The organism is Akkermansiaceae bacterium, from assembly GCA_017798145.1.
Lineage (GTDB): Bacteria > Verrucomicrobiota > Verrucomicrobiia > Verrucomicrobiales > Akkermansiaceae > Luteolibacter.
This window is the reverse complement of the sequence record CP059069.1, coordinates 1,420,143-1,440,755: the sequence shown is the minus strand read 5'-3', so window position 1 is coordinate 1,440,755 and position 20,613 is coordinate 1,420,143. Positions and strand designations below refer to the sequence as shown.

Genomic DNA, 20,613 nt, shown 5'->3' with positions numbered 1-20,613 from the left:
CAGTGATCAATTACCATTGCAGGGGCATTGATCTTCCAGAACCCCCTGCTGCGGATTGACCGCAGGCAGTGATCAATTACCATGATGGCCGAATTGGTTAGTTCCACGCTTACGCTGCGGATTGACCGCAGGCAGTGATCAATTACCATTTGTTGCTGTTTTTGATGTCGGCAAGGATGGCTGCGGATTGACCGCAGGCAGTGATCAATTACCATATGCCAGCCAGCCGCTCCGCATGGTATCGCGCTGCGGATTGACCGCAGGCAGTGATCAATTACCATCAGGCTTTCCACGATAGGTTAGAACGTATAGCTGCGGATTGACCGCAGGCAGTGATCAATTACCATACCCTTGTCATCGGATGTAACCTTCACGGAGCTGCGGATTGACCGCAGGCAGTGATCAATTACCATCGTCATCGACCTCGCCAGTCCATCCGTCCGGCTGCGGATTGACCGCAGGCAGTGATCAATTACCATAAGGCACATGTCGAAGCCATCGCCGGGATTGCTGCGGATTGACCGCAGGCAGTGATCAATTACCATCCGCGCCGCCAGCTCTGCCGACATCCGCCGGCTGCGGATTGACCGCAGGCAGTGATCAATTACCATTCAGACGCTCTCATCGGCGTCGCCTTCTGGCTGCGGATTGACCGCAGGCAGTGATCAATTACCATATGAGGGAAGAGAGTGCCCCAGCGGCCGGGGCTGCGGATTGACCGCAGGCAGTGATCAATTACCATCGCAGGTGCATTTTGGTCAAGGGACGCGATGCTGCGGATTGACCGCAGGCAGTGATCAATTACCATCAGTCGGATTCCAGTCCGGTGTTGACGCTAGCTGCGGATTGACCGCAGGCAGTGATCAATTACCATCTTGGGGTTGTGGACGGCCTCGCCGCCCTAGCTGCGGATTGACCGCAGGCAGTGATCAATTACCATCACGCCACCCCGCGCCGCTTGCCAGCTCCAGCTGCGGATTGACCGCAGGCAGTGATCAATTACCATGCGCCAGCCGGAAATGATTTGTGAAATCGGCTGCGGATTGACCGCAGGCAGTGATCAATTACCATCCAGTAGCGGTCGAAGACATGAAGCATAAAGCTGCGGATTGACCGCAGGCAGTGATCAATTACCATAAATACAAAACCGTCCAAGCGGCGAAAGTCGCTGCGGATTGACCGCAGGCAGTGATCAATTACCATGGTAGTTCTGATACTAGCCTTTGTAGGTTAGCTGCGGATTGACCGCAGGCAGTGATCAATTACCATTTAAATTCGACGGCGCGGCAGTCCAGCGAGCTGCGGATTGACCGCAGGCAGTGATCAATTACCATATGAGGCCGAGCGGAGAGATTATGGCGGGAGCTGCGGATTGACCGCAGGCAGTGATCAATTACCATAGGAGATTCGGAACCGACTGATTTGCAGTCGGTTCCGAAGTTTCCTTCAAAACATTTCCAGTTGGGCAGGCGCTCCTTCGGTTCGGGTGCGGCGTTTTCCAAAATACACTTCCATCCTTGCGAACTGCTTGTCTGTGAACTGGATGACACGGACTTCACCATCCGGCGGGACGCTCATACGGACACGCTGCTGGTGGACTTCCGCGTTCTCCTTGCTGGCGCAGTGGCGGAAGTAGACGGAATACTGCATCATGGCAAAACCATCCTCCAGCAGGCTTTTGCGGAAGTCGGTGTATTGCCTCCGAGCCTTTTTGGTGTCGGTTGGGAGGTCGAAAAGAACGATGATCCACATACAGCGGTAGCCTGAGATGTTCATGTTCAGTAGGTTGGCACGACGAGCAGTTCGCTTTCACGGACAAGCAACCGGTAGAAGCTATTGATGTAGCGCGGGAGGACGGCCATGAGCGGGCCGCTTGTTTCGCCGAAGGTCACCGGTGCGGCAAGAAGGGAAAGCAGTTCCTTGCGGTGGCGGCTTTCTATGGCTGCGGTCTGGAGATCCGGTTCGTTTTCGAGAAGAGCCTGGACTGTCCGGTCAACCAAGGGGCGAAGAGGCTCCATCACGTCGTCAGCAAGGCAGAAAGGGTTGTCCCGCCTGTGGTGGAAGACGCCGAGGGCGGGCTGGAGCCCCGCTGATACCAATGCGCGGGCGGTGGCGGCACGGATGATGGCGTAACCATAGTTTAGTAGGGAGTTGAAGAAGGATTCGCTCATGGGATCGCGCTTGTCGTCCTGAAGATATCGGTCCGGGAAGCGTGCCTGCCAATAGAGGCGTGCGGCGCGGGCTTCGTGGTTCTCCGCGTCCCCGGATTTCACGTTTGCGGCGAGTGTTTGCAATCTGGCTTTGATGGATGGGGAGAGGTCGTTTGCCTGGGCGCGGATCTTCGCCTGGACGATGGCCTTCCATGCCTGCTCGCGTGCCGGGAGGGAAGCTCCCATCTGCGCCATCATCCTGGGTACCAGCTCGGTGTGGGTGAGGGTGGGGAGGATGAGGCCTGAGGGCAGGTGCTTTTCGTTGCAGATGACCACGACGGCTCCCGATTCAAGCAAGGCATTGAGCAGGGCAGAACTCAGTGAGATGGCGGGATGCTGGAGGATGAGCACGCCGATGTCCTCGCAGGCGAAGCTGCGTGTCTCCCCTTCATCGAGATGGATGACGAGCTGTCGCTGCTTAAGGGACAGGCGTGCTGCTCGTTGGGAGATCTCGAGGGTATGCTTGATCATCCTCTTTTACTTATTGGGTGTTACGCACTTCCCCGGTGGGTAGGATCTGAACCTTTCGAGCATTCGGGAACTTTTTGCCGAAAGAACCGGGCATGCACGATCTTAGCAAGGACTGTCCCGTCTCCGGATCTTTGTGTTGCTGTGCGGCGTCGGTATGATGGGCAAACCAGACCTGGAGTGTTGAAGTCGCCATGGTGTTGAACACGAACAGGACATCCTCACCGTCGACCGTGGCCATCATGCTGTCACCAGAGCAGAGGTGCATGAGGAACTCGGCTTCCGGCGGCATTCCCGCGAAAGTCCTTTGGATGACAGGTTCTTTGGCACGGTGGCGGCGGGATGCCTCGTAGAGGGTTACGGGCTCGAAGTGGAATTTCCCATCGCCGAGAGAGAAGATGGCAAGGTGGTGGGTGGAGGCGGACTGGACGTGGGTTTCGTGGTCGGTGCCTTCACGGATGGTGAGATGGGAGTAGGGGATGGCAGTGCGGACTTTGCGTATGGGCGTGCCGGAAGGCATCAGGAGCGGATTCTCCGGGGTAATGGCCTTGAGGCAGGCGGCATCACCCCCGTGGCTATTGATATACTCGCGGATGATGGCGGCGATACCTGAATCGCGGATGCCGGCGATTTCCTTCGCGCTGAGGTTCTGGATCGGCTTGCGAACGACGAGAAGCCCATCCGCAGTCTTGCCATAGTTTGTTTCCTTATGGAGCGCTCCGGATAGCTTGCGGCGCGGACGGTGGGATACCCAAATGGAATTGAGCGAGGACTCGACAGACGTCCGGAAGTTCGGCCAAGGGGGGGCGATGTTTTCACCGCTATTCGTGAGGCGGTAGATGCGTTTCCCCTTTTCCTTCGCCTCCTTTGCAACGAGAGAGAAATGGTGCTTGTCCAGCAACGCACGGATACGCCTTTGGTCGCAGAGGGCTATGAGAACGGCATCAAGGGCGTGGTGGCGGTGGTCGTCCCTGTTCTTGAGATCGATACCGTCGTTCCGGAGGAGGGAATGTAGCTGCCAGTGATCCCGGAGGAGGGCGGTGTGGGTTCCCTTTGTGCCCTGCACGAGGTGGGATTTTTCCATCAGGCGGGCGAGGTATTGGCGGGCGGCTTTCGCCATCCATGCCGTGTCGTTGAGATCCCTGTTTGCAAAACCCTCGGGGATTTCCTCCGCGTAGAAGCGTTTGCGCTTGTTCGACTGGAGGCTGCGGGTGCGCTGGATCATGGCTTCGTAGCCGTCCGGATCGGTGAACTCTAGCCACTCCCGGGGTGTCTTGTTTAGTTTGTCCCTGTTACATCCACGATGGCAGACAACCTTGTTTGCCATGCTGTTGTCAGCGGAGCGGCTGAAGGGGAAGATGTGGTCGATGTCGATCTCGCCAGCTCCACCGAGAAGTTGGGATTGTGAGATGGCCTTGTCGCAGTAGGGGCACTGCTTTTCCTGTTCCTCCCATAGGCGGACAAGCTGGAGTGCATCCCCGGTGGGGATGACGTCGTGGCTTTCGAGGAATGCGGCGGCCTTTTCCCGTTCCCTCTCATATCCCCGCGTTTCCTTTTCATGTTCCTTTCGCTGCTTTGGCCCCATCTTCAGGGAGCGCGCCATCTCCAGATGGATGCGGGATGGCTTGCCGTATTTCCGGATGAGGCCGTTGACGACCTTGCGCATCTCGGTAAGGGATCGAAGCACGACGGGATTGTTGATGACGACCTGCTGGGGATCGTAGAAGGGAGACTCCGAATCCAGCACTTCCTCAAGGCGGGGCAGGAGATCGAGGCTTTCCTTATCGTGTTCGTCGCGGCGCTGGTAGCCTGCTGCTGCCATTGCTGATCTCTCGGGTGATTTGTGCATGTAGAGCATGCCGCTGCGCATGTGAGGCAGGAGCCTTTCGAGAGCTTTGATGGATAGATGGCCGTAACCCGTGGGAAGTGAGAGGGACAGGAGTTTGTCGATCTGGGGTTCCTTGAGGAAGCCGAGTTTTTCTAAGGCTTCCCGGATATCCTCATCCGTGGCGGCGGGGAGGGTGAGGGCTTCGACGATACCGTTCAGCTGTGATTCCGTGAAGTTGTCCCAGGTCTTGCCGAGGATTTTCGCACCCTTGAGCTTGGCGTCGGTCGTTGTGCCTGCAATGGTGGTGCGCCCGCTGTTTTCGAGGTTGAAAGTGACGAGGGCTGGCTCCCGGGGGAAGGATTCCAATTTGCGGTTCTTACAGAGATTGACTTTGAGTGCATCTAGCTTCGGTTTGTCCTTTCCTGTCAGGTAAGCGACAGCAGCAAGGCGTTCATCTTCATGGAGCCGCCTTTCTAACGGGTTACCGGGTTCAGAAAGATCAGTTATCTTTAGGTTGTTGACCTCCTGGAGCATCCGGAACTCTTGGAAGCGGCGGTCTGCGACTGGAGCGCGGGTGTCGCCTGCCTCCAGCTCGCATTTGCCGATGGACCCCTCTTTCCAATAAACCTTCCGCTGGAAGAAGGTCATGCCTTCAATTCCGAATTGTTCGAGAAGGTTCTGTCCAGGTGCGGCGGGGGTAGGTTTTACGACTTTGATTCCGTTTTTGGGAATCCCCTCGGTTCCATGCCTTATGATGGGGGTGAGCTCAGGGTGCCATTGTGCCTGCGTTTCCCAAATGAGACCGAATTCATCGTGCAGCATCCTTCGACTGAAATGCCTGTTCCGGAGTCGAGTGGAAATGCCTTCCTTTTTGTAGGTTTCGTAGAGGTGGTTTCCCAAGGTCTTTGCACCGGATGTCGAGATGGTTTTTTGGAGGTCTGAGATCTCGCCAAGCATCCCCTTTGTCTCCTTGTCATCCGTATTAGCCTCCGTCTTGCGCAGGGAAAGAAAGCCCCGACGTTGGTTCAGGTGATAGATGATGCGCCCTAGTTCCTGGAGGGAAATCTTTTCAAGGATGGCGCGGTGCCTGAGTTCATATACGTCCAAAGCGAACCATTCCTCGCGAGCTTCGTCTTCCGCCGGTTTCCAACCTAGGGAAACTAGCGCTTCGGAAATTGCTTTCTTCCTCTCCGCCTTGCGTCTGATCCTCCTCCGCATGCCCCTGGCTCCACGGCGGTCTTGGTTTGGGTGTTTCTCTTTGGAAGAATTGAAGGCGTCAACAGCGGCGGGGAACACCCTGACCCCGGTATCGATAAACTCATCCTCTTCGGAAACGACCGACCAACCCAGCGATGCCACTCCCATGTCCAATCCCAATGTGTAATTCATAGGTTGACATACTCTCGGTTTTTGACATCATGTCTACGGTAATTGATCACTGCTTGTTGTCTTTTCGTAGCAATAATCAGATTTAGCGGGCTCTGTCCTACGGGACACCCCGCCCTTTTTTTGCCAGCGAGGGCTAATCAGGGGAAGAGAGAATACCGGATTGAATGAGGGCGGGTTCTCCTGGAGTGTCTCCGGAATGGGGAACAAAGCGGAATGGGGAACAAAGGGCTGAGGGAATTATTCAGAACGGCGGAGTAGCGCGTGGTGGAGGAGGCGTTGGCGAAAGAAGGGTGAACAAGGAGCGGCGCGCCCTATGGCCGCCGGATAAGAATGGAGGAGAGGAGTTTGCCAGTTGGCAGTTTTCAGTGTTCAGGAAGACTTTGGTTGGGTGCTTGGGTTGTCTGGCGGATGACATCCGCCGCTCCTTGGGAAGACTTGGGTTGTGTCGGCGGCCATAGGGCACGCCCCTCCTTGGGAAATGGCTTGGCTTGCCGGGCGGCGATAGGGCGCGCCCCTCCTTGGGGCTTGATTTGAAGTTTGAGGTTTGGGATTTGGAATTTAAGCTGCGGGAATGTCGAAGGTGATGGTTGGTTTGTCCGGGGGTGTGGATAGCGCGGTGGCGGCGGCGCTGCTCGTGGAGCAGGGGCATGAGGTGGTGGGCGGTTACATGAAAAACTGGATGAACGAGGAGGGGATTCCGGGCGATTGTCCTTGGGAGCAGGACATAGCGGATGCGCATGCGGTTGCGAAAAGGCTGGGGATCGAGTTCCGGGTGATCGATCTGATAGACCAGTATAAGGAGAAGATCGTGGAGTATCTGGTGAACGGATATGAGGAGGGGCTGACGCCGAATCCCGATGTGTGGTGCAACCGGGAGATGAAGTTCGGGGTGTTCCTTGATTACGCGATCAGCCAGGGATTCGAGGCGGTCGGCACTGGGCACTATGCGCGGCGGCGGGTGCTTTCCAATGGACAGGCGGCAGTGCTTCGCGGGGCGGATCCTAACAAGGATCAGAGCTATTTTCTCTCGCTGATGACGCAGCACCAGGTGGCGCACGCGCTTTTTCCGACAGGGGAAATGCTGAAGCCGGAGGTGCGGGAGGTGGCGCGGCGTTTCGGCCTCCCGGTGGCGGAGAAGAAGGATTCGCAGGGGATATGTTTCCTTGGTCAGGTGAAGATGGGGGATTTCCTGGCGCATTATCTGCCGGACAAGCCGGGCGAGATCGTGGATCTGGATGGCAAGGTGATGGGCGAGCACAGGGGGCTGCACTTCTATACGATAGGGCAGAGGAAAGGGCATGGGGTCGCCTCGCCGAGGGATGGGATGGCGTATGTGGTGGTGGGGAAAAAGGCGGCGGAGAACCAGCTGGTGATCGGCTGGGACAGGGAGGACACGGAGGGGCTCTACTCGAAGGAATGCATGGTTGGCAGTATCAGCTCGATCAACGAGGACATCGCCTCGCTAAAGCGGGTGGAGGCACAGCCGCGCTACCGGGCGAAGGCGGAGCTCGCGAGGGTGGAGGCGGTAGACGGCGGGAGGGTGAAACTGTTTTTCGGAAAGGCGCAGCGGGCCATCGTGGCGGGGCAGATCATGGCGTTCTACGACGGCGGGAGGATGCTGGGGGGCGGGGTGGTGGAGGGAGTTTGCTAGTGCCGGGTGATCAGTGATCGGTGATCAGTGGGAAGACTGGGCTTGTGTGACCTAAGGGTTTCCGGTGGGAGTGCGTTGTTGAAGGTGGAAACACCATGAGCCTGCATTTTGAAACATCCATTTCAGCGAAGCGCCGAGTGCATTGGGAGCGGGTGACTGCGGCTCTCTTGGGGATGGTGGCCGGACTGGTGTTCGTGGTTCTGGGCGCGGTCGTGATGGATGGGGTGAAGCTGCGGAAGGTGCCGGATTACCGGCCGCAGTTCGTGATGTTTGCCGGAGAGGAAAAGACGACATGCGGAGGCATGATCAGCTGCCCGGTTCAAAATCCCGTGAGAAGGAAACCTGTAGCCCCTTTGTCCGGTGTGATGCCGCTCGGTCTCTCGCCCCATGACCCTCCGGATCGGCTTTTCCTGACTTTTGAGGAGTTTGAATCCGCCCTGCCTGTGGTCGATTCCGGGGACGAAAGGTGGTGAGGGCTGTCCGGTGGGATTGACACCCCGGGCGTGTCCGAAGGATGGTTTCCCGTATGACGCTCTGGAACTACACGAAGATGGGATTGCAGCAAGGGCCAGTGCCGGAGGACGAGCTGCGCCAGAAGATACGCAGGGGCGAGATTGGGCCAACTACGCTTGTGTGGCGCGAGGGCATGGCGGGCTGGCTGCCGATTTCAGGGGTTGCCGAGCTTCAGGAATCCCCCCTTGCGACACCCACAGCGGATGCACCGGGTGGCCTAGCTCCTGTGATGGCGCCGGAACGGCAGCCTGCGAACCCGCAGCCGGGTCACATCCCGCTGCCTCAGCCACCCGCTTACCAAGGGAATTACATCGCGCCCCAGATCCCCAACTACATGTGGCAGTCCATCGTCGCGCTGGTGCTCAGTGGCGTGCTGATGTTGCTGATCTGCCTGCCCATCGGGATGCCGTTCGCGATCGTGGCCTTGGTTTACGCCAACAAGGTCGAGGGGTTGCGGGTTCAGGGCAGGCTCATCGAGGCCGAGTCCGCCTCGAAATCCGCAAAGGTCTGGATGATCGTTTCTTTTGCGCTTTCGGGACTGATCCTCCTGGGTCTCATCGGGATGTTCGTTTTCTTCGCCGTCGGCAGTTTCTGAATTCTTTGCCCGATGTGAAACTTGACTCCGCCATGCGGACGTGGATTCTAATGGTCTCATGTCCTGGTATTATTCGAAAAACGGAACGCAGCTCGGCCCGCTCACGGACGAGGAACTCAAAGCGAAGGCAAGCAGCGGCGAGGTTCTCGCCACGGATCTCGTCTGGAAGGAGGGGATGGCGGATTGGAAAGCCTACGGCCAGGTTCCCGAGCTGCATCCCGGCGGAATTTCTCCCCAGGTGCCGGCACTCGGCCAGATGGGTTCCGTGCCGATGCAGCAGCCTGCCGCGTATCCCGCCGGATACGCCCCGCAGATCCCGAACTATCTCTGGCAGTCGATCGTGGCGACCGTGCTATGTTGCATGCCTTTCGGCGTTGTGGCGATCGTGTATGCCGCAAAGGTGGACGGCCTTGTCGCACGCGGCGATATCGCCGGTGCCAACGCAGCATCGAAGTCCGCCAAGACCTGGATGAGCGTCGCCGTCGGTTGCGGGCTTTTTGTGCTCGTGGCATATGTCTTGCTGATCATCATTGGTGCCGCGAGCGGATCCCTGAACTAAAGCCCGCGACGTGCACAGGGACCGCGCATTGTGGGCTTCGCTTGCGGTGCTCGGCCTGGCATTCGCCGCCTACATGCTGAGGGAGACGGGTGGCGCCGGATGGATGCCTGGCTGCGCGTTCCGGAAGCTGACCGGGCTTGATTGCCCGGGCTGCGGGATGACGCGGGGAACCTATGCGCTGCTGCACGGCGATGTGGCCAAGGCGTTCTCATTCAATCCAGTCGGCATGGTGCTGCTGCCGCTGGCGCTGCTGGGCCTCGGAATCGAGGTGCTTGGCTGGGTCAGGGGGAAGCCGCTGCCCTTCCGGATCAACCCCGGGCGCTGGGGGGCGACGGTGATCGCGGTGGTGGTGATCGTATGGTGGGTGGGGCGGAATGTTTGGTAGGTGGCTGGGGAAAGGTTGCTCCTTGGCGCGGAGATACACATATTCCGTTCAGATGAAACCGGAATCCTGCAAGGAGTTCAGGGAACTTTTCCCCTCGTGTCTGAAGAAATGGTTCTGGCACTGCCTGATCAATGCCTTGCCCAGTTATCTGATAGCGGTGGTGTGGCTGGGGCTTTGGGCCTTTCCCGTTTCCCATGTGGCGATGTTTTGCGCGGTGTTCACCTTTGTGCTGGCGTATTCGGTGCTGACATCGCTTCCGGGGCCGCTTTCGAGAAATGACAGCCTGTTTGCAAGGGCGATGAACGCCGGCCTCCTCGTCAGGCTGGTCATATCGGTGATCACGGTGACGTTGATCCCGTTCGGCCCCATGCTGATGCTGACTCCGGATTTGTGGTGCGGACGGATCGCCGCAGCGGCAGTTGCCTGGGGTTATGATTTCCTCGGCTACAAGGCTACGCTCTTCGATCGCTTGGATGGCGGAAGCGGTGCCGTTCCCGGCTTCATGGAAGTCTATCTGACCACTATGCTGGAAGGGCTGATCCTTTCCTTCATGCTCTTCATCTTTTGCTTCATCGCGATCATCATCCTGCAGGTGAATGATAGGAAAAGGATGTTCCGCGAGGGTCGGATCTAACGGATGACCTCCGTGCCGATGCCGCCATCGGTGAAAATTTCCAGAAGCAGCGCGTGCGGCAGGCGGCCATCGACGAAGTGGACCTTGCGGACCCCGGCGTTGAGGGCGTCCACGGCGGAGCGGACTTTGGGGATCATGCCGCCGGAGATCGTGCCGTCGGCGATGAGCGCGTCGGCTTGGGCGCGGTTGATGGATTTGATGAGGGTGGAGGTATCTTTCGCGTCGGAAAGCAGGCCGGGGACGTCGGAGAGATAGACGAGCTTGGAGACGCGGAGTTCCTTGGCGAGGGCGGCGGCGGCGAGGTCGGCGTTGATGTTGAGCGGCTTGCCGGTGGCGAGCTCGGAGGCGAGGGGGGAAATGACCGGAACGATGCCCGCCTTGTGGGCGGTGTCCATGTTCGCGAGCTGGCAGCCGATGACCTCGCCGACGCGCCCGAGATCGACCTGTCCGCCGTCGGAGCCGGTGGCTTTCATTTTCTCGCCGAGGAAGATGTCGGTGCCGGGGATGCCGATGGCCTTGCCGCCGAAGTCGCGGATCATGCGGACGAGGCCGGGGTTGATCTCGTTGGAAAGCACGCGGGAGACGATGTCGATGGCCTCGTCGGAGGTGTAGCGGAGACCGTTGATGAACTTCGCCTCGATTCCGGATTTCTCCATGGCGGCGGAGATCGCCTTGCCGCCGCCGTGGACGACGATGGGGTTGATACCCGCCACTTCGAGAAAGACGATGTCACGCATCACGTTCGCGACGAGATCCGGATCCTCCATGGCGGAACCGCCCATCTTGATGAGGATGGTCTTGGAACGGAAGGCCTGGAGGTAGGGCAGGGCTTCGATGAGGGCGTCGGCTTTTTCGGCGGGGTTCATGGGAGAGGGTGAAAAGTGATCAGTAATCGGTGATCAGTGAAAGTATCGATTTTTACGGGTATGATCTCACGCTCCCTTGCGGTTGCGCGGAGTCTTTTTCGCAGGGGCTTTCCTGGCTGTTTTTTGCGCGGCCTTCTTCGCCGCTTTCTTCGCGGTCTTTTTTGGCGATTTCTTTGCTGCCTTTTTTTCAGGAATGGTCTTCTCGGCGGGAGGGGCTGGCCTTGGTGTTGCGGGGCTTGAGGTGAAGGTGAAGGCGATGGCGGTGAGGGTGCAGGCCAGCATGGGCAGGGTCGGGATCCAGGTGGAGGCTGCGGGGACGAGGATGAAATGGAGGATGAGCAGGGAACCCGCAAGGACGGCCAGGGGTAGTTTCCCGGAAAGCCGGGTGTAATTGCGGAAGCCGTAGATGAGGCAGAGGGCGGAGGCGATGAGCAGCAGCTCCGCATACCATGGCGGGCGCGGGAAGCTGCGGTTCGCCGATGTGCCCTCCGGATGGGTGAGCATCGCCACCGTGGGCACCAGGCTTTCCGAATAACGGATGGCGGCGGGCTCCGCGGCGGACAGTCCGTTGCGGATCACTGCGGGGCTCGCGGTGAGGAAATCGTCGGGAGCGTCGACGAGGTTCTCCGCAGGGATCCCGGGCAGGGAATGGCGCGGAGGTCTTATGGCAAGCCGCCCGAATCCATCGAGCGGGATGAACGGGCCGTCGGCACCGAGCGAGATCCACTCCCCCAGGCGGATCTGGATGGCATGTGGCGGCACCTTGAAATGTTGTAGCGCAACCAGCAGGTGGAAGGACAGAACCACGCGGTCGTCCCAGCGCGCCAGGAGCTGGGGGAGATCGGTCGTTTCCAAGGACTCAAGCTGGGTGAAACCGGCCAGCGAGCTTTCGTTTCCAAGCACCACATCGGGGATGGGTATGTGGTTGACCGCAGGCAGCAGGGAGCTGTCGCCCTTGACCGAGAAAAGCGGGACGGATGCGCGGCGGAAGGCCGGTGGGATGGGGCTGGCCACAGGGTTACGCGAAAGCGGGGCGGATGTGACGATGCCGGGAAAGGCATCGAGCTGTTGGTCGAGCGCCGTAAGCGAGATCACATCCGGTTCAGGCCACGACAGCGGCATGCCGATGGCAACCCTTTCCCTGCCCATGCGCCGGAGATTCCTCAGGATCACCGCGAAATCAACCGGCGAGGGCGGCGAAGTCTGGAACACTTTCTCAGGATCGTCCCCGATGACGATATCCGCGGGAAGGCTCCCGGAAACGTCCGGCGGGCTGTCCCGCAGCGTATGGAGCGTGAAGGGTTTGTCTTCCTCCCCCGTCCCGGAAACGAAGTGGGCCGATTTGGAAAAGGAATTCGCCGTCAACCGGAAGAATGCGCGGTCGATGGCGGTGCCGGGGACGAGGAGCCATGCCAGAACAGCGACCGCCTCGCAGATGAAGAATGTTTTGAGGCGGCGTGTCATGTCGGGAGGATGAAACGACGGGGCGGGATTTCCAACAAGCAAGATTGCCCCGCCGCAGGCTCAGGGAAGGGCGGCGAGGATGGCTGCGGTGACATCGTCGGGCGCAGCGGATGCATCGATGACCCGGGCGAAGGGCTCGTCCTTCACCGAGAGGAAAATCTCCCGGCAGCGCTGAAGGTTCGCACGTTGCTCGAACTCGTTTGCCGTGTCGCCGCGCGAGCCGATTCGTTTCAGCGCGGTGTCAACATCGAGGTCGAGGATGAGAAGGAGATCGGGGACGGGTGCGAAAGCCTCGTTGTCCTCGCGGATCTGCTGCGGATCAAAACCCCGTGCGCCCTGGTAGGCCATGGTGGAGAAATAGTAGCGATCCAGGATCACCACATTGCCCGCCGCAAGCGCGGGGGCGATGAGTTCCTCGACATGCTGGCGGCGATCCTTGAGGAATGTCCCCAGTTCCTCCTCCGGAGACAGCCGTCCGGTCTCGGCGGAGTTGCGCAGGAGCGTGCCCCACGGGCCGTCGGTGGGTTCGCGGGATAGGGCGACGGTGCGACCCCGCTCGATGAAATGCTCGGCGAGTTTCCGCGCCTGGGTGGATTTTCCGGTGCCGTCGATGCCTTCGAGGACGATGAACATGGTAAGAAAGTGGGAAGTGCCGAGTGATCAGTGATCAGTGGAAGAAACGGATACGCTTATAACAGGTGCGGAACTCGAACTGGTTTCATGGTGATTCTTTTTAGCCCAGTCCTTCAAATTGGACCTGAAGATTTCCTTGCCGCCGTAATTGACTGTGACCACCGCATCCATGGATCTGGAATATGTGACAACCTCATTGACGACAGTTTCAGACCACCTGCCATAATAGAAAGCCACAGCAGCACCCAGTCCATTCGTTTCCACGGGAAGTCCCAGTGATTCTTTGAGAGCCTTGGTCCGCGGGTCAGCGTCGAGTTCCGTCTCTCGGAAAGGGGTTGAACTTACAACCTTTACCTCGGCACCCGCTACCGGTGTCCCTGCATCCGCGTCGATTACCTGAACAACCACAGGGAAAAATCCCTTTCCGTCGGATATGCTGGAGGCAGTGGCGGCTCCTTGCAAAGCGATGAATGTAAGAATTGCGATTCTGATACGCTTCAAAACCGGTGGCGTCAGAAGCTGGAGCCGGATTATGTCTCGCTCGATGAGCATGGTCATGGTTGTGGAGTGTAAAAGTGCCGGGTGATCAGTGGAAGAGGTCAGAGATACCGGGCTGTTAGGTGGGCGAGGTAGTCGTCGGTGGACGGGGGCTTCCCGGTGGCCTTCTCCATCAGGGCCGGAGGGTCGATGGTGCCGCCGTGTCGGTGGATGTTTTCGCGGAGCCATGCGAGGAGTGGGGAGTAGTTTGCGGCGGCGGTGGCTCGTGCGATCTCCGGGATCGCGGTGGCGGCGGCGAAGAGCTGGGCGGCGTTGATGTTGCCCAGCGTGTAGGTGGGGAAGTAGCCGATCCCGCCCATGGACCAATGGATGTCCTGGAGGCAGCCATGGGCATCATCCGGCGGGGCGAAGCCGAAGGATTCCTCGAACAACGCGTTCCATGTCTCCGGCACCTGGGTGACGCCGATCTCACGGTTTAGCAGCATGCGTTCGATGCGGAAACGCAGGATGATATGCAGGTCATAGGTCGCCTCGTCCGCCTCGACTCGGATCGGCGAGAGCTCGGCGCGGTGGATGTATCCTAGGAAATCCGCGAGCGGAAACCCCTTGAGTGGTGGGAAGAACTCCTGCGCGACCGGATAGAATTTCCCCCAGAACTCCGGCGAGCGCCCGACCTGGTTTTCCCACAGCCGCGATTGCGACTCGTGGATGCCAAGCGAGACGGCGGATCCGGAGGGCAGGCCGAAGTCGCTTGCCGGGACACCCTGCTCATACATGCCGTGCCCGGCCTCGTGCATTATGCCGAAAAGCGAGGAGGTGAAATCGGTTTCATCGTAGCGTGTGGTCAGGCGTATGTCCTTGGGGCCGAGCGTGGTGCAGAACGGATGCGTGGTGGTGTCGATGCGTCCGGTCTGGAAATCAAAGCCGATCTCCGCCGCGATGAGCGCATTGAAATCCATCTGCGCGCTCACAGGATACGGGCCGTCCGGCAGGGTGGGGCAGGCGGCTTTCGCCTTCGCGACGGCCTTGGCGGAAAGGGGCGCGAGCTGTTTCAACAGATCATCGAAGAGCGCGGCGATGGCGGCGGTGGAGGTGCCGCGCTCGAAGCCTTCCAAAAGCGCGTCGTAAGGTTCCTCCGCAAAGCCCCAGAGATCGGCCTTTTCCAAGGCGAGATCGACGAGTTTCTGAAGATGGGGGGCGAAGAGCGAGAAATCCGATGCCTTGCGTGCGGCGATCCATGCGTGGTGCGCCGCGGACTCGGCGGTGGACTGGCGGGCGACGAGCTCCGTCGGCAGCTTCACCGAGCGGTCGCTCTCCCGGCGCAGTTCGCGCAGGTTGGCGGTGCGGGTGGGGTCGCTGGCATCATCGGATGCTTCGGCATCGGCGAGGGATGTTAGGAAACCCTCCGAGGTGGCGAGCCTGTGGGCGAGGGCGGCGAGGTAGGAGAGCTGCTCCGCGCGGTAATCGGCGGAGCCGGAGGGCAGGTAGGCTTCCTGGTCCCACGAGAGTATCGAGGTGGTGCTGCCGACAAGGGCGATTTCGCGGCTGCGGTCGTAGATGTCCATGCGCGGAGTTTGACCATGGGTGTGCGGATGGCCAGTTTTTGATTTCAGGAAAAACTCGTCATCCGGCGGATGCGTGGCCAACATGCCCGCGAGACCATGCAAATCCTCATCCGCAACATCGACCGCTCGCTGACCCAGCCCGAGATTGTCTGCCACTTCCGCAAGTTCGGGAAAGTGAAGTCCTGCGAGGTTGTCAAGGACGCGAAGACCGGCCAGTCCAAGGGCTTCGGTTTTGCGGAAATGCCGAACCTCGACGAGGCGATGAAAGCCATCGAGGCACTCAATGGCATGAAGCTCGGATCCTCTGCCTTGCGGGTAAAGCGCGCCGCGAACTCGACAGTCGCCAAGCACCAAGGCAAGCCCGGCGCGCGCTAGCAGCCCGCCACGCGCCGCATGCCGGCCATGGCATCGGACGGAGATCCGGAATGGCCATCAGGCTCGAATCTGCTGCGAGCGTAGCTCTGGTTGGCCTGGTCGGGCGCTTTTCCGATCAGGTCGGCGCAGAAAGATAGCCGCTGCCGTTTCGGATCGTTTCGCCGCCGGCTTTCATGGGGGGCGGCGGGGGATTCGCCCTTGCGGGCGAGCAGGGGGGCGGGTGGGTTGGTTCAGCCCGAGGATTGCATCATGACACATTTCGGCATTCTTCGGTCCCTTGTATTGCGCAATGGGGTGATATCCCCGGTGCAGAGTGTCGCCCCAACTTCCCTGAAGCAGGCGTCCGAACGGCTATTCCCAACTGCGCACCGTTTCCATCACCCTGTCCTCCGCGCCGTCATGCGTGCGGATGAAGATCTCCTGCAAGCCCTTCTCCGTCTGCGTCACGGCCTTGATGCCCCCGGATATTTTCCGCTGGACCCGCACCGAGCCGGTGCTGGTGCCCTTGCCGAGCGATTTCCCGCCATAGGAACGGCCTATGATGAGGGCGATGACGCCATCAATCGCCTCAATCCTGCGTATCGTTTCCTTGCACTCTTTCGAGGTGGATTGGTGGCGTCCGCGCGATGGCATGGCCGCTCATTCTTTCTCGAAATCCTTGAGGAATTTCCCGTGACCGGCCTCCTCGAGTTTTTCGGCCGGGATGAACTTCATCGCTGCGGAGTTCATGCAATAGCGTTTCCCGGTCGGCTCCGGGCCATCGTCGAAGACGTGGCCGAGGTGGGTGTTCGCCTTGACGGAGCGAACCTCGTCGCGGGTCATGCCATGCGAGGTGTCGGTGCCGACCTTCACCACGCCCTCAGAGATGGGTTTCGTGAAGCTGGGCCAGCCGGTGCCCGACTCGAACTTGTCCTTCGAGCTGAAAAGCGGCTCGCCGCTGACGATGCAGACGTAGATGCCGGACTTGTGGTTGTTCCAGTATTCGTTGTTGAAGGGCGGCTCGGTGCCGTTCTCCATGGTGACCTTATATTGCAGGGCGGTGAGTTCCTTTTTCAGGTTCCGCTGCTGTCCGGCCTGTTCCTTGGTTCGCTCTTCCGCAGGCTCGCTGCATCCCGCCAGCGTGGCGGCGAGGAGGCACAGGGAGATTCTTCCTAGATGTGGGATTGGGTTCATGATTGCATATGGGAGCGCTGCGACGGCCCACTTAGTCCATTTTTTTCCGGGAAGGGATCGGATGGGGCGAGATTTGCCCCGGCTCAGATCTCGATCTCGCCCTCGAAGACGAAGTCCGCCGGGCCGGTGAGGGTGACGTCGCAAAAGGTGGTGTCGCCGGTTTTCCTGAATCCGATGGATAGGGTGTCGCCGCCCTCGACATCGACCTTGACCGGGCTTTCCGCGCCGGTGAGGAGGTGGTGGATGAGGGCGCAGGCGACCATGCCGGTGCCGCAGGCAAGGGTCTCGTCCTCGACTCCGCGCTCATAGGTGCGGATGGCGATGTGGTCAGGGGCCAGAACCTTCGCGAAGTTCGCATTGGTCCCTGCGGGGGCGAAATGCCGATGCTCGCGGATCGCGCGGCCGTGGTTGAAGACATCGGTGTTTTCCAAGTCATCCACGAAGGCGACGGCGTGGGGCACACCGGTGTTTATGAAATGAATGTCATCGTGGAAATTCTCGATGCTCGCACCGGTCTTGATTGCGAGATCCTTGGGTTCCGACATGGCGATGCGGACATCATCGCCAACGATCTCCGCGGTGAGCGTGCCGGCGATGGTCTCGAACGAGACGGAGGAGGGGAGTTCCTCCTGTTCCGAGAGGTGAGCGGTGAAAAACCCGAAACAGCGCGCGCCGTTGCCGCACATCTCCGCTTCGCCGCCATCGGCGTTGTAGTAGCGGAATTTGTAGTCGGCCCCTTTTTCTGCGGGTTCCACGGCGAGCAGGCCGTCGGCACCGATGCCGCGGTGGCGGTCGCAGAGGGCGGCGATGGTGTCCTCGTCGAGGGAGATGGTGAGGTCGCGGTTGTCGATGACGATGAAGTCATTCCCGGCGCCGTTCATTTTGTAGAAGTGGAGAAGCATGCGGAAGGGATACTAGGCGCGGAATCCGAAATTCCAAACCCTATGTGAGCCGCTCAGCGGATGGCATCGATGAGCGGCTTTGTGAATGCCCGCACCGCCTCGGCGGGTTTTTGCTGGTTGAGCTCCACCTGTTTGACGATGGCGGATCCAACGATGATCCCATCCGCCGATTTCGCGACCATGGCTGCCTGTTCCGGGTTCGAGATGCCGAAGCCGACGCAGACAGGCACTTCCGTGTGCGCCTTGATCGCCGCGACCTGGGCCGGAATGGTCTCCGCAGGTGCCGAGTGCCCGCCGGTCACCCCGCTGCGGGAAAGCGCGTAGATGAAGCCCTCAGCCTGCGCGGCGAGCATTTTCACACGCTCCGGTGGGGTGGACGGTGCGATGAGCCGGATGTGGGAGAGGGACTTGTTTTCCGCCAGTTCCCCTGACAGTTCCGCCTCATCCGGCGGCAAGTCAAGGAGCAGAACCCCGTCCGCCCCGGCCGCTGCCGCGTCCTGCTGGAATTTTGCGAAGCCGTAGGTGAAAATCGGGTTCAAATAGGTGAACAGGACGATGGGGGTCTGGGTGTCTGTTTCCCGGAAGGCGCGGATCAGGTCCAGCGTGCGCTTTGTCGTCATCCCGGCTTTGAGGGCGCGGTCGGCGGCCATCTGGTTGACGATCCCGTCCGCAAGCGGATCGGAAAACGGCAGGCCGAGCTCAATGACATCCGCACCGGTTTCCGCGAGCGCATGCATCACCTCCAGCGAGAGGTCGAAGCTGGGGTCACCCGCCGCCACGTAGGCGATGAAGGCTTTCCGGCCATTGGCTTTCAGGGTGGCGAAGGTGTCGTCGAGTCGCATGGCGCGGAAGGTAAGCGCCGTTTCAGAAACTTGAAGCGCTAAATGAGCGGTCGCGATTCACCATCTAGCAAGCGCTGGGTGTCGTGTGCCGGTGTCTCATGACCGCGCCGCTTCTGGAGATGATCCACCGCACATCGGCGCGATGTCCGCAGCAGGCATCCATGTCGATGATTCGCCAGTGGATGAGGGCGGTGCCGCCATCTGCGGACAGGATCACCTTGGGGCCGTCGAGATTTCCCAAAAAATCCTCAAACTCGATCATGAGGTCATCAGGGATGCTTTCCTTGGATACCGTGGTTTGTCCGATCCTGCATCCGCCGAAATCGTTCCAGAAACGTTTCTCGATGGGGATTTCCCCATTGTCCCAGAAAAAACGGAACTGCTTGATCACCCCATCCTGCGGATGAACCCACCGGGGCAGTCTTTCGCCATTGTAAACGTAGATCGTTTCAACCCCGTCCTCGGTTTCCACGGACTTTTCCTCGATGTGTTCGTTCTTTCCGATCAGCGAGACCTCGAGGCGGAGATTGCCATCGGTTGAGACAAAAACACCTGATTCAACGTCCTCCGTTTTACCATGCCACGCTTCCTTTGCCTCATTGAGCTTGGTTGCAAAAACAACGGCTTCCTGATTCTCCGCGGAGAGGGCCAACCCGATGGGAGCCGATGTTGCGAGAGCTATGAATGATCTTCGTTTCATCATGTTCTATCCTGAGGTTGGCCGGATGGTATGAGCCATCCTGTGGCATGGCAATGCAGTCTTTTGGGCACATCCGGGGAGACGGTTGCCATGCGGGTCACCCCGCCATCGCATCCCACAGCAGCTTGATGGTCATGGCGAAAACCACGGCGAGGAAGATGGGGCGGATGAAAGCGGCCCCATTTTTAAGGACAAGGCCGGAGCCCAGCCGTGCGCCGAGCAGTTGGCCGGCGATCATGACCCCGCCGGCACCGAGATGGATGGAGCCAGCCGCGAGGAAAAACGCCAGCGCCCCGAGGTTGCTGGCGAGGTTGGTGGCTTTTGTGTAACCAGTCGCGGCGCGCAGATCCAGGCCGAGTAGCGCGACCAGCGCCACCATCCAGAACGATCCGGTGCCGGGGCCGAAGAAGCCGTCGTAAAAGCCCAGCGAGATCCCGAAGACGAAGGCGAAGAGGATTGGTGGCAGCTTGGCATGTCCGGGGTGGATTCCGAAACGGCGGTTGAGCGCGGTGTAAACGGCCACGGCGGCCAGCATCCATGGGACGGCTAGCCTGAGCAGCTCCTTGTCGAGCATGGTGACGGCGAGCGCACCGCCCATGCTGGCGAAGAAGGCCAGGCAGGCCGCGTGTTTCAGCCCCGGCGTATCCATGAGCCCGGCGCGGGCATAGCGCAGGGCGGCCATGGACGTGCCGAAGGAGGATTGGAGCTTGTTGGTGCCCAGCGCGATCTGAGGGGGCAATCCGGCGGCCAGCAGTGCGGGGACGGTGATGAGGCCGCCACCGCCTGCGATAGAGTCGATGAATCCTCCGCAGAAGCCGGCCAGGAAAAGCAGCAGGTATGTCAGCGGCGACATGGGAATCGTTGTGGGCCGGGATCAGATGCGTGCGACTGGCGAGCGAATCGACCCGAGGGAATGACTCGGTGGGTGCGGATTCCGCCGAAGACCCTATCCAACGAAGTGAGCCTGCTCAAGAGCTTCGTTGGCAGATCTGTCAAATCGATCACACGGCAAGGCAAGCCCATGATCATCGTCCGGATCAACCCCTTTCCCGATGGCGGTTCTGTTTTTACCTGTCCGGTGAGTGTTGGCCGGAAGCAATCGTTTGCCATGCAGCTGGAACGGGGTGGAATCCATCATCAGATCATTCGGCAACGAATCTGCACGGTTGGGGATCCGATCCGCAGCAGGCCGCTCCAAAGGGGTGTTATGAAGCTTGAAGATTTTTTGATGCCTGCGACAAAACCCATGACCTCGCAGCTGGAGCACCAGATTGGGAAATCCTGAGCAAGAAAGTTCACCGGTCTCCAGGGGCTTCCGCCGGCGGAGGTCGCCGCAACCTTGGGAATCCCGGCAATTGCAAGT

22 protein-coding genes and 1 CRISPR repeat array (1 of these 23 cut by a window edge) are annotated in these 20,613 nt (G+C 59.7%); of the genes, 8 read left to right on the top strand and 14 right to left on the bottom strand.

The features are described 5' to 3' along the window. Window positions 1-1,400: a CRISPR direct-repeat array (repeat unit 36 nt; unit sequence GCTGCGGATTGACCGCAGGCAGTGATCAATTACCAT); it reaches 609 nt to the left of the window's first position. A 46-nt stretch (window positions 1,401-1,446) separates the two neighbouring features. Genes cas2 through cas9 form a run of 3 tightly spaced genes read right to left on the bottom strand, consistent with a single transcriptional unit; the run spans window position 1,447 to window position 5,895 of the window. Further along, entirely contained in the window at window positions 1,447-1,776 is a 330-nt protein-coding gene (gene cas2, locus HZ994_06175; GenBank protein ID QTN31932.1) for a CRISPR-associated endonuclease Cas2, read from the bottom strand. 2 nt (window positions 1,777-1,778) lie between these two features. Beyond that, window positions 1,779-2,681, bottom strand: a complete 903-nt coding sequence (gene cas1, locus HZ994_06170) for a type II CRISPR-associated endonuclease Cas1 (protein ID QTN31931.1) — start codon at window positions 2,679-2,681, stop codon at window positions 1,779-1,781. Window positions 2,682-2,691: 10 nt separating this feature from the next. Beyond that, window positions 2,692-5,895: a type II CRISPR RNA-guided endonuclease Cas9 gene (cas9, locus tag HZ994_06165; GenBank protein QTN31930.1), complete on the bottom strand. Its 3,204-nt coding sequence runs from the start codon at window positions 5,893-5,895 to the stop codon at window positions 2,692-2,694. Between the two features lie 571 nt (window positions 5,896-6,466). Between cas9 and mnmA the strand changes: the two genes are divergently transcribed. The 6 genes from mnmA to HZ994_06135 all read left to right on the top strand — a co-directional run bounded on the left by mnmA (window position 6,467) and on the right by HZ994_06135 (window position 10,232). Then, window positions 6,467-7,546, top strand: a complete 1,080-nt coding sequence (gene mnmA, locus HZ994_06160) for a tRNA 2-thiouridine(34) synthase MnmA (protein ID QTN31929.1) — start codon at window positions 6,467-6,469, stop codon at window positions 7,544-7,546. Between the two features lie 95 nt (window positions 7,547-7,641). Continuing rightward, entirely contained in the window at window positions 7,642-8,019 is a 378-nt protein-coding gene (locus HZ994_06155; protein QTN31928.1) for a hypothetical protein, read from the top strand. Window positions 8,020-8,072: 53 nt separating this feature from the next. Then, window positions 8,073-8,654, top strand: a complete 582-nt coding sequence (locus HZ994_06150; protein ID QTN31927.1) for a DUF4339 domain-containing protein — start codon at window positions 8,073-8,075, stop codon at window positions 8,652-8,654. Window positions 8,655-8,712: 58 nt separating this feature from the next. Next, complete coding sequence (locus tag HZ994_06145; protein ID QTN31926.1) at window positions 8,713-9,213, top strand: CD225/dispanin family protein; 501 nt, start codon at window positions 8,713-8,715, stop codon at window positions 9,211-9,213. Window positions 9,214-9,286: 73 nt separating this feature from the next. Further along, entirely contained in the window at window positions 9,287-9,598 is a 312-nt protein-coding gene (locus tag HZ994_06140) for a DUF2752 domain-containing protein (protein QTN34330.1), read from the top strand. A gap of 52 nt (window positions 9,599-9,650) precedes the next feature. Then, window positions 9,651-10,232 carry a hypothetical protein gene (locus tag HZ994_06135; protein QTN31925.1) on the top strand — a complete coding sequence of 194 codons (582 nt, stop codon included), beginning with the start codon at window positions 9,651-9,653 and terminating at the stop codon, window positions 10,230-10,232. On the opposite strand, the gene argB is transcribed toward HZ994_06135, so the two are convergent. From argB to HZ994_06110, 5 genes are all read right to left on the bottom strand, one after another. Continuing rightward, on the bottom strand, window positions 10,229-11,098 hold the full coding sequence (gene argB, locus HZ994_06130; protein ID QTN31924.1) for an acetylglutamate kinase: 870 nt from the start codon (window positions 11,096-11,098) through the stop codon (window positions 10,229-10,231). The two genes, HZ994_06135 and argB, sit on opposite strands and share 4 nt — an antisense overlap. 66 nt (window positions 11,099-11,164) lie before the next feature. Next, complete coding sequence (locus HZ994_06125; GenBank protein QTN31923.1) at window positions 11,165-12,562, bottom strand: hypothetical protein; 1,398 nt, start codon at window positions 12,560-12,562, stop codon at window positions 11,165-11,167. A gap of 60 nt (window positions 12,563-12,622) precedes the next feature. Beyond that, window positions 12,623-13,195 carry a dTMP kinase gene (locus HZ994_06120; GenBank protein ID QTN31922.1) on the bottom strand — a complete coding sequence of 191 codons (573 nt, stop codon included), beginning with the start codon at window positions 13,193-13,195 and terminating at the stop codon, window positions 12,623-12,625. A 27-nt stretch (window positions 13,196-13,222) separates the two neighbouring features. Continuing rightward, window positions 13,223-13,753, bottom strand: a complete 531-nt coding sequence (locus tag HZ994_06115; GenBank protein QTN31921.1) for a hypothetical protein — start codon at window positions 13,751-13,753, stop codon at window positions 13,223-13,225. A 41-nt stretch (window positions 13,754-13,794) separates the two neighbouring features. Next, window positions 13,795-15,258: a carboxypeptidase M32 gene (locus HZ994_06110; GenBank protein QTN31920.1), complete on the bottom strand. Its 1,464-nt coding sequence runs from the start codon at window positions 15,256-15,258 to the stop codon at window positions 13,795-13,797. Window positions 15,259-15,354: 96 nt separating this feature from the next. On the opposite strand from HZ994_06110, the gene HZ994_06105 reads away from it, so the two are divergent. Beyond that, a complete protein-coding gene (locus tag HZ994_06105) occupies window positions 15,355-15,633 on the top strand; it encodes an RNA-binding protein (GenBank protein ID QTN31919.1) in 279 nt (92 codons plus the stop codon). A gap of 351 nt (window positions 15,634-15,984) precedes the next feature. Here the strand turns inward: HZ994_06105 and HZ994_06100 are convergent, their stop codons facing one another. The 6 genes from HZ994_06100 to HZ994_06075 form a co-directional block, all read right to left on the bottom strand. After that, window positions 15,985-16,266, bottom strand: a complete 282-nt coding sequence (locus HZ994_06100) for a hypothetical protein (GenBank protein QTN31918.1) — start codon at window positions 16,264-16,266, stop codon at window positions 15,985-15,987. A gap of 6 nt (window positions 16,267-16,272) precedes the next feature. After that, window positions 16,273-16,806, bottom strand: coding sequence for a peptide-methionine (R)-S-oxide reductase MsrB (gene msrB / locus HZ994_06095; protein QTN31917.1), 534 nt, complete (start codon window positions 16,804-16,806; stop codon window positions 16,273-16,275). Window positions 16,807-16,889: 83 nt separating this feature from the next. Further along, window positions 16,890-17,708, bottom strand: coding sequence for a diaminopimelate epimerase (locus HZ994_06090; protein ID QTN31916.1), 819 nt, complete (start codon window positions 17,706-17,708; stop codon window positions 16,890-16,892). A gap of 53 nt (window positions 17,709-17,761) precedes the next feature. Next, window positions 17,762-18,550, bottom strand: a complete 789-nt coding sequence (locus tag HZ994_06085) for a tryptophan synthase subunit alpha (GenBank protein ID QTN31915.1) — start codon at window positions 18,548-18,550, stop codon at window positions 17,762-17,764. A gap of 64 nt (window positions 18,551-18,614) precedes the next feature. Next, entirely contained in the window at window positions 18,615-19,250 is a 636-nt protein-coding gene (locus HZ994_06080; GenBank protein QTN31914.1) for a hypothetical protein, read from the bottom strand. 97 nt (window positions 19,251-19,347) lie between these two features. Beyond that, a complete protein-coding gene (locus tag HZ994_06075; GenBank protein ID QTN31913.1) occupies window positions 19,348-20,103 on the bottom strand; it encodes a TSUP family transporter in 756 nt (251 codons plus the stop codon). A 105-nt stretch (window positions 20,104-20,208) separates the two neighbouring features. On the opposite strand from HZ994_06075, the gene HZ994_06070 reads away from it, so the two are divergent. Then, complete coding sequence (locus HZ994_06070; GenBank protein QTN31912.1) at window positions 20,209-20,535, top strand: hypothetical protein; 327 nt, start codon at window positions 20,209-20,211, stop codon at window positions 20,533-20,535. Window positions 20,536-20,613: the final 78 nt, after the last annotated feature.